The organism is Streptomyces sp. NPDC096311, assembly GCF_044763085.1.
Lineage (GTDB): Bacteria > Actinomycetota > Actinomycetes > Streptomycetales > Streptomycetaceae > Streptomyces.
This window is the reverse complement of the sequence record NZ_JBIWFN010000017.1, coordinates 109,181-124,172: the sequence shown is the minus strand read 5'-3', so window position 1 is coordinate 124,172 and position 14,992 is coordinate 109,181. Positions and strand designations below refer to the sequence as shown.

Below are 14,992 nucleotides of genomic sequence, written 5' to 3'. Positions count from 1 at the left end.
GCGGAGCCGCCGCGCCCTCACCCGGATCAACAGAAACAAGGAGAGCCGCAAAAGTGATCACCCCCGACCGGAACGCGTCCTCGACGCCGCTCGACCCGTCCCGCCGCAGTCTGCTGCGCGCGATGGTCGCGATACCCGCGACCGCACTCGTGCTGGGCGAACTGCCCGGCCTGCTCGGCTCGGCCGCCGCGGCAGCCCCCGCCCACGGCTCGGCCACCCGCTACACCATCGTCCCGTTCCTCAACAGCGACGACGGCACCGTGAACGTGTACCAGTCGGACGACGCCACCGACTTCCGGCTCGTCAAGTCCTCCGCCTACACCCCGCCCAGCAATCGCATCCGCGACGCCAGCGTGTTCAAGCACACCGACGGCTACTACTACATCACCTACACCACACACACCTGGCAGGACGTCAGCACCACCATCGGCTTCGCCCGCAGCTCCGACCGGGCCAACTGGACCTTCCTGTACGACTACACGGTCCCGATCACCGGTCTGTCCCGCGCCTGGGCGCCCGAGTGGTTCGTCGACAGCGACGGCAGCGTGAACGTCATCGTGTCGTGCTCGACCACCGACGACGAGTGGACCTTCACGCCGTATGTGATGAAGGCCGCCAACTCCGCGCTCACCGCCTGGAGTTCACCCGTGCCTCTGTCCGGCATCGGCGCCAACCACATCGACACGTTCATCGTGAAGATCGGCTCCACCTACCACGCGTTCCCGAAGAACGAGACGACGAAGTACATCGAGTACGCCACCGCCTCCAGCCTGACCGGGCCGTACACCATCAGCCGCACCGGCGACTGGGCCGGCTGGGGCGGCACCCGTGAGGGCCCCTCGGTGATCCAGCTCGACAACGGCGCCTGGCGGATCTTCTTCGACGGCTACGGCGACGGCAGTTACTACTACAGCGACAGCTACGACACCTTCGCGACCTGGACCGCCCCGAAGAAGCTGCCGGGCATCTCCGGAACGGCCCGCCACTTCACCGTGATCAAGGAGACGGTGTCCGGCGGTGTCGACCTGGCCACGGGCGTGACCCGTTCCTTCCGGTCGGGCAACTACTCCACCCGCTACTGGCAGGAGCAGTCCGCGCTGCTCAACCTGCCCGTGGTCAGCAGCTCCAGCACCACCGCCGAGAAGCAGGCGTCCGCCTTCACCGTGGTGCCGGGCCTCGCCGACGCGAACGCCTACTCCTTCCGGGACGCGGCCGGCAACTACCTGCGCCACTGGGACTTCCGGGCCCGGTTCGACGCGGCCGACGGTACGTCGACGTTCGCCAAGGACGCCACGTTCGTCCTGCGCACCGGCACCCCCGACGGCGCCGTCCGCTTCGAGTCGTACAACTACCCGGGCTACTACCTGCGCCACTACAACTACCAGCTCCGTGTGGACGTGTCGGACGGCACCGACCTCTTCCGCCAGGACAGCTCCTTCGTACCCGGGACGGCCTGGGCATGAGCGCCGCAGCCGCAGCCTCATCAGCATCCACAGCCATATCCACATCCACAGCCGAGGAAGAGAGGGAGATGAACCTGATGAGCCCCCTTCAGCCGTCCCGCCGCACCGTACTGGGGGCGATGGCCGCCCTCACCGCCTCCTTCGCGGTCGGCGCCCCGTCCGCCCGCGCCGCGACCGGGTCCGCGTACGTGATGGGCTACTTCACCGAGTCCCCGAACGGCCTCGGTGACGACTACGGCCTCCACCTCGCCGTCAGCACCGACTCGCTCCAGTGGATGCCGCTGAACCAGAACAACCCGGTCGTGACCCCGACCGGGGGCACCGGCGGCCTGCGCGACCCGTTCATCCTGCGCAAGCAGGACGGCACGTTCGTCGTGCTCGCCACCGACCTCAAGGGCACCGACTGGAGCCTGCAGAGCCAGTACATTCATGTCTGGGACTCCGCCGACCTGCGCTCCTTCACCGGCTACCGGCGGCTGAAGCTGCACGACATGGCCACTCACAGCTGGGCTCCGGAGGCGTATTGGGACGCGGGACGCGGCCAGTACGGGATCATCTACTCGGCCGTCAACTCCACGGGCCACAACGTCATCATGGTGAACTACACCACCGACTTCGTGACCGCGTCGACGGCGCAGGTCTTCTTCGACCCCGGCTACGACATCATCGACGGCGACCTGGCCGTGGGCGTCGGCGGGGTCAACTACCTGTACTTCAAGAAGGACCAGACGCTGGTCGGCGCCAAGTCGACCTCCCTGGACCCGGGCAGCTTCACCGTGTTCAGCACACCCGTCGCGCACGGCGGCACCGAGGCCCCGATCCTCGTGAAGTCCCAGACGTCGAGCACCTGGTACCTCTGGGGAGACACCTACACCCCCAACGGTGTCTTCTACGCCTGGCAGACCGGCGACCTGGCCACGGGCACCTGGACCGCGGTCGACCAGCGGCTCTACACCCAGCCGGTCAACTCCAAGCACGGCACGATCCAGCCGATCACCACCACCGAGTACGACAACCTCGTGGCGGCGTACGGCAAGCCGGGCTGGAACCGCATCAAGTCCTACAACTACCCGGACCGTTACGTCCGCCACGCCAACTACGTCGGCCGGATCGACGCCTACCCGTTCGACCCGTACACCGACGCGGAGTGGAAGCTCGTGCCGGGGCTCGCCGACAGCTCCGGGGTGTCCTTCCAGTCCGTCAGCTATCCCACGCGCTATCTGAGGCACTACAACTACCAGCTGCAACTGGACGTCAACGACAGCACGACGACGTTCGCGCAGGACGCCACGTTCTACCGGACCGCGGGCCTGGCCGACACCTCCTGGTCATCTTTCCGCTCCTTCAACTATCCGGACCGTCACATCCGCCACGCAAACTACGTCCTGCGCATCGATCCCATCTCCACCAGCACCGAAAAGGCCGACGCCACGTTCTCGGTCGGCTACTGACGCCCCGTCATCCCTCAGCACCCAGCTCCCAGGAGACACCCCCATGTCACCTCTCCGAAGAGTCCTCGCCACCCTGGCCGCGGCAGCCGCGGCCCTCGGCGGACTCACGGCGACCGCGCCCGCCGCGGCGGCCGCCGACTCGGGCACCTTCAACGTGCTCAGCTACAACGTCGCCGGACTCCCCGAGAGCCTCTCCAGCGCCTCGACCCCGCGCGACACCAGCACCACGGCGATAGGCCAGCGGCTCGGCCCGTACGACATCGTCCACGTGGAGGAGGACTTCAACTACCACGCCTATCTCTACGCGGGCGACACCACGCACGTCTACCGCACGCCCACCAGCGGTGGCGCCGGGATCGGCAGCGGGCTCAACACCCTGTCGAAGATCTCCTACGACACCGACGACTTCGAGCGTGTGCACTGGAACTCCTGCCAGATCGACTCGGGCGACTGCCTGACCCCCAAGGGCTTCACGTTCATGCGGGAGCGGCTGGCGGAGGGCGTCTACGTCGACTTCTACAACCTGCACACCAACGCGGGCACAAACGACGGCGACCTGGCCTCGCGGGCGGACAACCTCAACCAGCTCACGGCCTTCATCCAGAGCCACTCCAAGGGCAACGCCGTGGTCGTCATGGGTGACACCAACACCCGTTACACGCGCACCGGCGACACGATCGCCGAGTTCGGCGCGGCCAACGGCCTGACCGACGCCTGGGTCAAGCTCATCCGGGGCGGCACCCCGCCCGCCAAGGGCAGCGACGCGCTGGTCTGCGACCAGACCGGCGCCACCGTGCCCAACACCTGCGAGGTCGTCGACAAGATCCTGTACCGCGGCAGCAAGCTGGTCACGCTCAACGCCACGAGCTACAACAACGAGCACGCGAGCTTCCTGACCTCGGACGGGCTGATGCTCTCCGACCACGACCCGATCACCGCCAAGTTCGCCTGGTCGCGCAACACCGCCTTCCAGCTGAGCGACCAGTTCGGCGGCCCGCACGGCGACTACTTCAACGACATCGACAGCGTGCCGGCCGGGGCCAGGGCGACCGCCCTCACCCTGCGCAGCGGCTCGCGCGTCGACCAGATGGGCCTGACGCTGAGCAATGGCACGACGCTGGCCCACGGCGGCACGGGCGGCACCGCGTCGTCGCTCACACTCGGCAGCGGCGAGTACGTCACCTCGGCGCAGCTGTGCCAGGGCGTGAAGGACGGCAACACCCGGGTCTTCTCCGCCAAGTTCACCACCAACCTCGGCAACAGCCTGGCCGGCGGTACGACGACCTCGGACTGCGTGACCCGCACGGCGCCGTCGGGCTGGCAGATCGCCGGGTTCCACGGCCGCACGGGCGACGAGGTCGACAAGATCGGCTTCATCTACACCCAGCGCTGACCGGACACGACCGAGCCCGTGGCCCCTGGTGTGCGCACACCAGGGGCCACGGGCTCACTTGCTCACTTGCTGGTCGCGAGGCTCGGCTCACTCACGAGGAAAGCCACTCGGTGGCGTTCAGGGCGAGGGCGGCGTTGGTGGCGCCGGTGTCGTTCCAGCCGTCGTACAGCGTGTTGCCGGACTGGCCGGTTCCGTCGTCGATCGGCGAACTGTCGCCCCAGAAAGCGACCTTGCCGCTACCGAAGGTACTGGTGGCGAAGAAGGCCCCGGTGTTGCCCGAGTAACCGGAGCGGTACAGCAGGCCCTTGACCGCCGAGTTGTCGGCGGGCTTCAGCGTGGCCGTCGTACCGTTGGCGATGAGGCTCTTGGTGACGGTGCCGAACGAGCCGTGCAGGACGGCGTTGGTGCTGTCGCTGATCGCCGCGGGGTAGCCCGAGCTGATGTTCAGCGAGTCGATGGAGAAGCCGAACGGGTCGGTGGAGTCGACGCTGTTGTTGGTCATCAGGTCGTTGAGGATCTTCACCGCGTCGTAGCCGTCGTTGTTGCGGTCGGCCCCGGTGTGGTCGGAGATCATGAACAGACCGCCGCCGTTCTTCACGAACGTCATGATCGCGGTCTTCTCGGCCGTGGTGAAGAGCGTGTTGGGCTCGGGCAGCACCAGCGTGTCGAAGTTCGACAGGTCGGTGGCCGAGGTACCGCCGTACGTCAGCTTGGAGCCCGAAGGCAGCGTGTCCAGGCCGTAGTCGCCGGTCTTCTGCAGGGCCACGCCCCACGAGGAGAGCGCGCCGGTCCAGTCGGTCTCGGAGGACGGCGAGGAGTCCTCGCTCAGCGGGTTCGGCTGGCTGGTGGAGATGATCCAGTCGGCGTTGCCCGCCGTCTCGGCGTGGCCGTTGTCGAACAGGACGCGATGGGTGGTGGCCGCGTGTGCGGGGGCGGCAGTGGCCGTCTGGAGCGCGGCTCCCGTGAGCAGCACGCCGAGCGCGGTGAGCGCGACGGCGAGTCTGTGGCGGGGCCTGGTGGGGGTGAGCATCCGGCATTCCTCCATGGGTGGGGGCGGGGGAAGAGGCGGTGCGGGGCGCCGATCTGCGCGCGTAGAACGGCCGTTGAACGGCTGCCGTTCGACACAACGGTGGACAGTACCGACATGATCAAGGTCGTCGGCAGACCCTGCCGCGACTTATCATCAACCTCTTACCTTGCGCCACAACCGGCAGGGGATTCAGGCCAGTTGACGGCTCGCGCGGTGGTCGGCCGCTCGTGCGGTGGTCGGCCGCCACAGATGGCCGCCGATCCGTCAGGACGCGTCGACCAGCCAGGGCCTGACCTGCCTGCGCGCCTCGTGCAGCCGGGACTTGAGCGTGCCGAGCGGAATGCCGACACGCTCGGCGACCTCGGCGTACTCCAGCTGGCAGATGTCCCGGTAGACCAACGGCGCGACCAGATGCGGGTGTTCGCGCTCCAGGCGCTCCAACGCCTCCAGGAGGTCGATGCGGGACCCGGCGATCACGCTCGTGGTGCGTGGGTCGACGTGCTGCGAGGCGTCGATGACGTCCGGCTGCTCGGCGGCCCGCCGCTTCAGCTCGCGGTATTTCTGACGGGCGCAGTTGGCGACGACCGTATAGAGCCAGGTGCTGAACCGGCTGCGCCCCTCGAATGAGGTGATCTTCCGCGCCACCTGGAGGAGGACGTCCTGCGCGGCCTCCTCGGCGTCCTCGCGGCAGGGCAGGAAGCGCCCGCAGCGCCGCACGACCTCCGGCCGAATCCCCTGGAGCAGCAGGTCAAGGGCTGCCGGATCACCCGAGGCCGCGCGCAGCGCGAGCTCCTCGGTCGCCGCCGCGTCCTGCACTGGGTGCTCCCCTCGGTGTCGATCAGAGGCCAGGCACCATAGTTGCACGCACTCGACGTCGTTCGGCGCGCCCCAGTGGGCTGGGGCTCTCTCCGTCCTGCTCCATCGGAGTCCCGCTCCATCGGCCAGCCCGGAGGCCACGCCCCTCCCCGGTTCCGCCGGGGAGGGGGGTGCGAGCCTGTCTCAGTACGGCCCGTGGGTACCCGCCCCTCCAGATCGAGGACGCGCTCACCGCCGGCCGGCCTCGCCCGCCCGCCGGTGCGTCCTCCGCGACGACACACAGTCTCGACAGGACCGCGAGAACGCGACCCCCAACAGAACACCCACCAAGAAGAAATTGGCCTTACCATGCCTCTCCGGTCCTCCCCCCGTCCCGCGTGCTCGGCCGCTGACGTGACCGGTAGGCTTCAAGAGCCCGACCGTTGCCAGGAGCAGCAACCCCTCTAGGGACAGCGGCCACAGCGCCGCGCTCGTGGCATCCGCCCCGCCCTGGAGAGCAAATGCCCGCTGGTGAACAGATGCCAGGCCCTCTCGACCGTGGTCGAACCCACCGGCTCACGGGCTTTGCGGCGGGTTGTCCATGCTGAGGGATCCCCTCGATCGGATCGGTCGCTACCGTCTGGACCGGCGTCTTGGCGCGGGTGGCTTCGGTGTGGTGTGGCTGGCCCACGACGAGGTGCTCGAGGCCGTCGTCGCCCTGAAGGTACTGTCCGACAACTGGGCCGACCATCTCGACGTCCGCGAACGTTTCCTCGCCGAGGCCCGGCTGCTGCGCAAGGCCGACTCGAACCGGGTCGTCCAGGTCTACGACATCGGTGAACTACCCGACGGCAGACCCTACTTCGTCATGGAGTACGCCGACGGAGGCACCCTCGACGACCGGCTCGAGGCCGCTCCGCTGCCCATCGCCGAGGCACTGCGCCTGACAGCCCTCGCGGCACGGGCCGCGGCCGCGCTGCACGAGGCCGGGATCGTGCACCGCGACATCAAGCCGTCCAACGTACTGCTGCGCACCTCCTCCGGCGGCGCCGACCGTGTCCTGCTCGCCGACCTCGGGCTCGCCAAGAGCCTGGCGCAGGCCTCCGGACTGACGATGGCGGCCGGTTCCGCGGGCTACACCCCGCCCGAGCAGGCCCAGCCCGGTTCGGGTATCGACGCGCGGGCCGATGTGTACAGCCTCGGAGCCCTGGGCTACCACCTGGTCACAGGGTCGGTCCCCGGGCCGCCCGGCAAGGTCGTACGACCCGAGCGGCTGCGTACGGATCTGGCCCCGGACGTGCAGCGGGCGCTGCTGCGCGCCATGGAACCCGACCGCGAGCGGCGCTGGCCCACGGCGCTGAGCCTGGCCGTGGAGTTGGAACGGCTGGCCGAACAGGTGTCGATGGGGGCGGTCCGTCTGCCCCGGCGCCGTCGGCGGACCGTGCTGGTGGCCGTGGCCGCCGCGGTCGTGATCGGCGCGGCCGGTGCGACCACCGCGTACGTGACCCGCCGGTCCGACGCCCCGTCCATGACGGTCGAGGACGCCTCCGGACAGGTCTCGGTCGAGGTTCCGGGCGGGTGGGGCCGCCAACTGCGCGACTCCGGGTGGAATCCGCGGACCGTGGGCCTGTCGGACACGCACGAACCGGGTCTCGCCGTCGCGGACGACCTGGCGAAGTGGCAGAACCTGCGCTCGGGCGTGGACGGGGTGTTCGTCGGCCTGAGCGAACACGGCGACGTGCGCGGCAGGGTCGGGGCGATCGCCCACACCGACTGCCACTACGAGGGCAGCCGCACCTATTCGGGCACGCGCTGGCACGGGCTGATCCGCACCTGGAACGCCTGTCCGGGCAGCCATGGCTCACTCACGGAGGCGGGGCTCACCTCGGCGGGCGGGAACCAGCAGCCACAGCTGTACGTCCAGATCCGCCAGGCCGCCGGCAGCACCGCGACGACCGACCGCGTACTCGGCTCCCTACGGGCCGGAGACTGACGAGCGGGAAGCCGACGAGCCGGAGGCTGACGAGCGGGAGGCCGACGAGCGGCACCGAGGCCCGCGAGGCCCGGATCACGGTCCCCGTTCCGGGATCCGCGGACATCGCGTGGCCGGTCCGCGAACTTTTTCGCGTGCCCGAGCATCGGACACTGGTGACGGAGCACAGAGCGCCGTTCGCACGCCGAGTCAGGACGCGTGCGGTGAATTCCAAGGAGTGTTGACATGGCGACCTTCCGGCCCGGCGACGCGGTTCCCGTCCGCCGTCCGTCCTCCCCCACCCACAGGGCAGCGCTGGTCGCGGGTGTCGCGCTGCTCGGCCTGCTCACGGCCTGCGGCACCGACCACGGCGCCGCCAGTCCTCCGCAGAAGCTCTCCGGCACGGCCGAGCCGGCCTCCGGCGACAAGACCACGGACACCACCGGTACGGGCGCCGACCCGACCAATTCCCGCACACCCTCGGCAGCGGCGTCGAACTCGTCGTCGAGCTCGAACTCGTCCTCGACCGGGAGCGGCTCGTCGGGCGGTACCCGATGCCACACCTCGGAGCTGCGCGCGACGGTCGGCGCCAACAATCCGGGCGCCGGTCAGGAGAACTTCCCCGTCGTCCTCACCAACACCTCCCATCGCACCTGCACCGTGCGCGGCTTCCCCGGGGCGGCGTTCGTCGACGCGTCGGGCAAGCAGCTCGGGCCCGACCCGAAGCGCTCCGCCGATACGCCGACGACGGTGACGCTGGTGCCGGGGCGGAGCGCGTGGGCGGGCCTGACGTTCTCCAACCCGGAGATCAGCGGCGCGAAGACGGCGACGCCCGCCACGCTGGTCGTCACCCCGCCCGACGAGCGGGATCCGCTCAAGGTGGCGTGGAAGGGGGGCGCGGTACCCGTGTCGGGGAACGCCTCTTCCGTGTCCCTGACCGTCGTCCGCGCCGGCAACGGCGCCTGACCCCGGCCGGCGTCACCGACCCCGCTCCCGGCCCCGCCGTCCGCCCCGCGGACCGGCGGGGTTTGTCACGGAACAGCAACACGTGCCGATGCCGGCGACCTTTCCCGACCATCCACGCATCACACCGTTTGACGCACCCCGCAGAGCGGCGCGTCACAGGAGCGGAAGCTCCCGCCCGTGGGCGGGAGCCGGATCGAGAAACTTCGGGGGTTCATCATGACCGGCATCTCACGCAGGCGTCTGCTGACCGCGACGGCGTCGGCGGGCGCGCTGGGCGGCCTGGGCGCGCTCACCGCCTGCTCGGCGAACGACTGGTCCGTGGGCAGCAGCGCCAAGGGGGACACGAGCGGCAAGTCCCCCAAGCCGAAGCTGATCGGCGACGGCTCCACCGCCGACACCGGGGCCCAGCCCAAGCAGCCGAAGGCCGAACGGCTGAAGCCGGGCGAGCGCCCGCCGCAGTTCGTGGTCTTCTCCTGGGACGGTGCGGGCGAGCTCAGCAACAAGCTGTTCTCCCGCTTCCGCAAGGTCGCCGCCGACCACGGCGCCTCGATGACGTTCTTCCTCAGCGGCATCTACACACTGCCCGAGTCGAAGAAGCACCTCTACAGCCCGCCGCAGCACCCCGTGGGCGCCTCCGCGATCGGCTACCTCTCCGACCGGCACATCCACTCCACGATCCAGCAGATCCGGTCCGCCTGGCTGGAGGGCCACGAGATCGGCACCCACTTCAACGGCCACTTCTGCGGCGCGGACGGGGTGCGCCGCTGGTCCCCCGCCGAGTGGCGCAGCGAGATCGCGCAGGCGAAGAAGTTCGTCACCGGGTGGAAGACCAACACCGGCTTCACCGACCTCGAACCGTTCCCCTTCGACTACGAGAAGGAGCTGATCGGCGGCCGGGCCCCGTGTCTGGAGGGCCAGTCCAACCTGCTGCCGACCGCCGCCGCCCTCGGCTGGAAGTACGACGCCAGCAGCCCCGGCGGCCTGCAGATGTGGCCCGGCAAGGTCCAGGGCGGCAGGATCTGGGACTTCCCGCTGCAGTCCATACCCTTCCCCGGCCACTCCTTCCAGGTCCTGTCGATGGACTACAACCTGATGGCCAACCAGTCCCACGCCAACCCGCTCGGGGACAAGTCCATGTACGACGCCTGGCGCGCCCAGGCCCGCGACAGCTACCTCGCCGGCTTCCGCCGCGCCTACGAGAGCAACCGCGCCCCCTTCTTCATCGGCAACCACTTCGAACGCTGGAACGGGGGGATATACATGGACGCGGTCGAGCAGGCCGTCGAGCAGATCGCCGGGCACGACGACGTCCGCCTGGTCTCCTTCCGCCAGCTCGTCCAGTGGCTGGAGGCCCAGGACCCGGCCGTACTGCGCAAGCTGCGCACCCTCAACCCGGGTCAGTCGCCCCTCGGCGGCTGGTCGGAGTTCCTGGGTACGGCGGCCTCGCAGTCGGCCACGGCGAGTTCCTGACGACTCCGTCGCCGACCACCCCTACGAACACGACCGCGGCCAGGCGCGCGTGGCCCGGCCGCGGTAGGTATGACGTTCAGGACGGGTCAGCGGTGGCCGCCCTGGCCGCCGCCGTGTCCGTAAGAGCCGTAACCGCCGTAACCCCCGTAACCGCTGTATCCATAACCGCCATAACCGCCATAACCGCCGTAGCCGCCATAGCCCCCGTAGCCATCTCCATAGCCGTACCCCGATGCGCCGTACTGTCCGCCCGGAGGCGCGCAGTAGGAGTACGGGGAGCAGTTGTGGGCGGGTGACGAGGGCGCGGGCGTCGAGGGCTCGGCCGAGGGCCGGGGCGACGACTTGGGCACGGTCGGTGACGGTGACTTCGACGGCTCGGGAGAGGTCTGGCCCGACGATGTCCTAGTCTGCCCGGCGGAGTCCCAGTTGACCGCCTCCATCTGGAGCGAGGGCGACGAGGTGTCCATCGTCCAGTGCTGGTCGGACTCCTCCGCCCGGACCTTGAGGACCACGGACGCCTCGCCCTTGGCGGAGGCGGGAGTGAGGGCCAGGTCCTGGTTCCAGCGGGGCACCACCGTGCCCTGGAGGGTGAAGTCGTAGCGCACGTTCTTGGTGCCCGGTTGCGACTCGCCGGTGCAGGGCGCGAGCTGGACCGAGTAGCCGAGGTGGGAGTCGAGGCAGAGGTCGGGGGCGGCCAGGTCGCGCAGCAGTCCGTCGTCCTCGTACGACCATTCCTGGCTCGCCGCCGAGGAACACGGCGTGAGCGCGGTCTCCACGCCCTTCACCGGCTTCTTGCCCACGATGCCGATGCACAGCCCGGTCTCGGTGTTGCGCAGCCGGCCGCGCACGCCGCCCTTCGAGGTGTCGCCGGTGCCTATCCAGGACGGGTTCGGTCCGGGCGCCTTGACCGGGCCCGAACTGGGCGACCCCGAGGGTCCGGTGCCGTCCGCCATGCCGGGCGCACCGTCCGAGTTCTGGGTGACCCACAGGACCAGTGGGACCAGGATCATTCCGCTCACGGTCAGCGCGGCCAGCGCGATGTTGTTGCGACGCGGAGCGCGGCGGGAGGAGCGCCGGGGCGCCTTGTGCGTCGGCGGGCGGGAGTCACCATAAGCGCGGCTGCGCGGCGCGGGGCGCGGGGACTCGCCCGGAACGAGGGGCGCGTGGCGGGGAAGGGGAGGGATTCTGTGCGCGGCCGGGACGGTGTCCGGGACTTCCGTCACTTCCACGATCGCGTCGACGCGCCCGGGGCGGGAGTCGAGGTAGGCCGCGGCACCCCAGCCGAGCAGGGCCTCGGCCAGGGGCAGCGCGAGATCGCCGTTGAACCGGCTCAACTGGTCGGCGGTGTGACGGCAGTGCCGGCACCGGCCCATGTGCCTGCTCAGATCGGCGTCGAGGTCGAGGCCGCCGCGGCGCAGGGACACATCGAGCATCCGGTGGAAGCGGCGGCACTCCTCCTCCGGGGCCAGTTCGCGGTGGATTTCCAGGCAGCCCTCGCGCAGGCGTTCCCGGGCCCGCCGCAGTTCCACCAGAGCGTCGTCGTCGCCGATGCCCAACAGCCCGGCGGGCAGGGTGAGTTGCTCGGACTCGACCTCGGTGTGCCACAGCAGGCAGCGGGCGGGCTCGGGAAGTCGCTGGAACGCGCGGGACAACTGCCGCCTGTTCTCCGGCGGCAGAAGTCGCGCCATGACCCGGTCACGGCTGTCGGAATCGGCCAGCAATTCGGGATGAAGCATCTCCCGCCGTTGGTCCCCGAGCCATTCGGCGGTCATACGCCGTACGGTGACCAGCAACTGCGGCCGCCAGGCGGCCGTCGGCCCGGTCTGCCGCAGCGATTCACCGAACAGCCGGGTGAAAGCGGCCGTGGTGAGCATTCCGGCGGGACGCACACCGTTGGTGCACAGGCGCGCATAGGCGAAGACCGCTTCCCAGTGGCGGTCAAGGAGTTCCCCGACGGGATGGTGCGCGGGCGTGTTCCCCGAGCTCTTCTTCAGGTCCGCCGCGAGCCGCTCATCCGAAACCTCGAACAAGCGACCGGGCGTGGGGGAATGAGACACCGCTGCGTCATTCACGTCCGCTTTCCTCCCAAAGGTAACGCAGGAATTAGTCCATACCAATGGGTATGTAGCCAGCCCGCCGAAGCGGAGGGACTACCCATGGGGGGTTGTTACCGCAATCGCCCTCTCCGACAGCTCTTTTGAAGCGAGGGGCGCGCGGGCACACCGTGCCCGTACAGAAGGAAGCGAATTGTCTGCACGCCAACAAGGCACACCTTTGCACAGGGCGCCGAGCCGAAACAAGAGATCTCGTCACCTTCCCTTTTCCGTCGCGCGCGGACGGATTGACCGAACGTCAGCCGAGGCCTCCACAAAAGAAATTCGGAATCACCTACAACCATCGGCAAGCGGTCATACGCAAGCCCCCGACCAGGCCCCCGAAGAGCGGAAAGGCCTTCACCGACCCGTTGACGGCCTGGCATGCCCATGCAATGCTCCCTAGTGGGAGCGCTCCCATTATCCGTCGTCCACCGTGCGTGGCCGCGGCACAGGATTCACCTCACCGCTGGGAGCCGCTCATGTCCGCTTTCCTGTTGTCCCGCCGCCGCCAAAGGCACCTGGCGGCGGCCTTGCTGGCGGGGTCATTACTCGTCGGCGGCCTCGCGACCGCCCCCGCCGCGACGGGGCTTGCCACCGCCGCCACGGCGACAACCGCCGTACGGGTCAACCAAGTCGGCTATCTGCCGGACGGTCCCAAGCGCGCGACCGTGGTCACCTCCGCCGCGGGGCCGCTCACCTGGCGGCTGCGCACCGCCTCGGGCAGGGTGGTCGCCTCGGGGCCGACCGTCGGCCGGGGCGCGGACGCCGCGTCCGGGCAACCGACCCAGGTCGCCGACTTCTCCTCGTATGGGCGGACCGGTTCGGGTTACGTCCTGACGGTCGACGGGATGGTCAGCGACCCCTTCGACATTCGCACGGATCTCTACGACGGGCTGCGCTCCGACGCGCTGGCCTTCTTCTACCACCAGCGCAGCGGTATACCGATCGAAGCCTCCCTGGTGGGTTCCGCCTATGCGCGGCCCGCCGGGCATCTCGGAGTCGCACCCAATCAGGGCGACACGAACGTGCCCTGTCAGTCCGGGATGTGTGACTACACGCAGGACGTCAGGGGCGGTTGGTACGACGCGGGCGACCAGGGCAAATACGTCGTGAACGGCGGCATTTCCACCTGGCTGCTCGTCAATTCCTTCGAACGGGCGAAGAGAGCCGGCACCGCGTCCGCGCTCGGCGACTCGACGCTGCGCGTTCCCGAGCGCGGCAACGGCGTCCCCGACGTCCTGGACGAGGCGCGCTGGGAGCTCGACTTCCTGATGCGGATGCAGGTGCCGGACGGCAGACCGCATGCGGGAATGGCGTTCCACAAGGTCCACGACGCCGCCTGGACCGGGCTGCCGACCCGGCCCGAGCAGGACGCCCAGCCGCGGGAGCTCCACCCGCCGTCCACCGCCGCCACCCTCAACCTGGCGGCGACGGCGGCCCAGTGCGCCCGTGTCTTCCGCCCCTACGACACCGCGTTCGCGAACCGTTGCCTGACCGCCGCCCGCAAGGCCTGGACGGCGGCGCTGGCCAACCCGGCGATGTACGCACCGGATGCGGACAGCACCGGCGGCGGGGCCTATGGCGACACCCAGGTCACCGACGAGTTCTACTGGGCGGCCGCCGAGTTGTACGCCACGACCGGCGAGCGCGCCTACCGGGACGCGGTGACCTCCTCGCCCTGGCACACCGCCGCGAACGCCTTCACGTCCGGCGGCTTCAGCTGGGCCGACACCGCCGCGCTGGGCAGGCTGACGCTGGCGACCGTACGCACCGGGCTGCCCGCGGCCGACCTCCGGCGGGTGCGCGCCTCGGTGACCGCAGCAGCGGACGGCTATCTGTCCATCATGGTCGGGCAGGGATACGCCGTCCCGATCCCCGCCACCGGATACGTCTGGGGCTCCAACAGCGCGGTCGCCGACAACGCGATCGTCATGGCCGCCGCCCAGGAACTGACCGGGGACCCGCGCTACCGCGCGGGAGTGCTGGAGTCGATGGACTACCTGCTGGGCCGCAACGCCCTGGGCCAGTCGTACGTGACCGGATACGGGGAGCGGTACTCCGACAACCAGCACCACCGCTTCTGGGCGCACCAGTACGACCCCGCACTGCCGCACCCGCCGGCGGGCTCCCTCGCGGGCGGGCCCAACAGCGGGCTGCAGGACCCGGTCGCACAGGAGCACCTGCCCGGCTGCGCGCCCCAGGCCTGCTACATCGACGACATCGGCTCGTACTCGACGAACGAGGTGGCCATCAACTGGAACGCGCCGCTGGCATGGCTGGCCGCCTACGCCGCCGAGGACGACTGCGCGGGCGGCCTTCCGCAACGCCGCGGCTGAGCGCGCTCCCCGCCCGCCAC

At 69.7% G+C, this 14,992-nt stretch carries 10 protein-coding genes; 7 read left to right on the top strand and 3 right to left on the bottom strand.

What is annotated here, in order from left to right:
* Window positions 1–122 precede the first annotated feature (122 nt).
* The 3 genes from ACIRA5_RS36390 to ACIRA5_RS36380 all read left to right on the top strand — a co-directional run bounded on the left by ACIRA5_RS36390 (window position 123) and on the right by ACIRA5_RS36380 (window position 4,307).
* On the top strand, window positions 123–1,463 hold the full coding sequence (locus ACIRA5_RS36390) for a glycoside hydrolase family 43 protein (RefSeq protein WP_403698501.1): 1,341 nt from the start codon (window positions 123–125) through the stop codon (window positions 1,461–1,463).
* 77 nt (window positions 1,464–1,540) lie between these two features.
* The gene (locus ACIRA5_RS36385; RefSeq protein ID WP_403698300.1) at window positions 1,541–2,914 is read left to right on the top strand and encodes a glycoside hydrolase family 43 protein; all 1,374 of its coding nucleotides are present in this window, start codon (window positions 1,541–1,543) and stop codon (window positions 2,912–2,914) included.
* A 43-nt stretch (window positions 2,915–2,957) separates the two neighbouring features.
* Complete coding sequence (locus ACIRA5_RS36380) at window positions 2,958–4,307, top strand: jacalin-like lectin (protein WP_403698298.1); 1,350 nt, start codon at window positions 2,958–2,960, stop codon at window positions 4,305–4,307.
* Window positions 4,308–4,398: 91 nt separating this feature from the next.
* Here the strand turns inward: ACIRA5_RS36380 and ACIRA5_RS36375 are convergent, their stop codons facing one another.
* Complete coding sequence (locus ACIRA5_RS36375) at window positions 4,399–5,337, bottom strand: hydrolase (protein WP_403698296.1); 939 nt, start codon at window positions 5,335–5,337, stop codon at window positions 4,399–4,401.
* Window positions 5,338–5,601: 264 nt separating this feature from the next.
* On the bottom strand, window positions 5,602–6,153 hold the full coding sequence (locus ACIRA5_RS36370; RefSeq protein WP_054231249.1) for an RNA polymerase sigma factor: 552 nt from the start codon (window positions 6,151–6,153) through the stop codon (window positions 5,602–5,604).
* A gap of 580 nt (window positions 6,154–6,733) precedes the next feature.
* Here ACIRA5_RS36370 and ACIRA5_RS36365 point away from each other — a divergent pair.
* From ACIRA5_RS36365 to ACIRA5_RS36355, 3 genes are all read left to right on the top strand, one after another.
* Window positions 6,734–8,125 carry a serine/threonine-protein kinase gene (locus ACIRA5_RS36365; protein WP_403698294.1) on the top strand — a complete coding sequence of 464 codons (1,392 nt, stop codon included), beginning with the start codon at window positions 6,734–6,736 and terminating at the stop codon, window positions 8,123–8,125.
* Between the two features lie 225 nt (window positions 8,126–8,350).
* Window positions 8,351–9,070, top strand: a complete 720-nt coding sequence (locus ACIRA5_RS36360; protein ID WP_403698292.1) for a DUF4232 domain-containing protein — start codon at window positions 8,351–8,353, stop codon at window positions 9,068–9,070.
* 216 nt (window positions 9,071–9,286) lie between these two features.
* The gene (locus ACIRA5_RS36355) at window positions 9,287–10,540 is read left to right on the top strand and encodes a hypothetical protein (RefSeq protein WP_403698291.1); all 1,254 of its coding nucleotides are present in this window, start codon (window positions 9,287–9,289) and stop codon (window positions 10,538–10,540) included.
* An 86-nt stretch (window positions 10,541–10,626) separates the two neighbouring features.
* Here ACIRA5_RS36355 and ACIRA5_RS36350 read toward each other — a convergent pair whose 3' ends face one another.
* On the bottom strand, window positions 10,627–12,570 hold the full coding sequence (locus tag ACIRA5_RS36350; RefSeq protein WP_403698289.1) for a ricin-type beta-trefoil lectin domain protein: 1,944 nt from the start codon (window positions 12,568–12,570) through the stop codon (window positions 10,627–10,629).
* A 545-nt stretch (window positions 12,571–13,115) separates the two neighbouring features.
* Between ACIRA5_RS36350 and ACIRA5_RS36345 the strand changes: the two genes are divergently transcribed.
* Window positions 13,116–14,972 carry a glycoside hydrolase family 9 protein gene (locus ACIRA5_RS36345; RefSeq protein ID WP_403698287.1) on the top strand — a complete coding sequence of 619 codons (1,857 nt, stop codon included), beginning with the start codon at window positions 13,116–13,118 and terminating at the stop codon, window positions 14,970–14,972.
* The last annotated feature ends 20 nt before the right edge of the window (window positions 14,973–14,992 follow it).

Coding starts and splice junctions, on each gene's coding strand:
- ACIRA5_RS36390 (WP_403698501.1), top strand. CDS start 123: ATGGTCGCGATACCCGCGACCGCACTCGTGCTGGGCGAACTGCCCGGC.
- ACIRA5_RS36385 (WP_403698300.1), top strand. CDS start 1,541: ATGAGCCCCCTTCAGCCGTCCCGCCGCACCGTACTGGGGGCGATGGCC.
- ACIRA5_RS36380 (WP_403698298.1), top strand. CDS start 2,958: ATGTCACCTCTCCGAAGAGTCCTCGCCACCCTGGCCGCGGCAGCCGCG.
- ACIRA5_RS36375 (WP_403698296.1), bottom strand. CDS start 5,337: ATGCTCACCCCCACCAGGCCCCGCCACAGACTCGCCGTCGCGCTCACC.
- ACIRA5_RS36365 (WP_403698294.1), top strand. CDS start 6,734: ATGCTGAGGGATCCCCTCGATCGGATCGGTCGCTACCGTCTGGACCGG.
- ACIRA5_RS36360 (WP_403698292.1), top strand. CDS start 8,351: ATGGCGACCTTCCGGCCCGGCGACGCGGTTCCCGTCCGCCGTCCGTCC.
- ACIRA5_RS36355 (WP_403698291.1), top strand. CDS start 9,287: ATGACCGGCATCTCACGCAGGCGTCTGCTGACCGCGACGGCGTCGGCG.
- ACIRA5_RS36345 (WP_403698287.1), top strand. CDS start 13,116: ATGTCCGCTTTCCTGTTGTCCCGCCGCCGCCAAAGGCACCTGGCGGCG.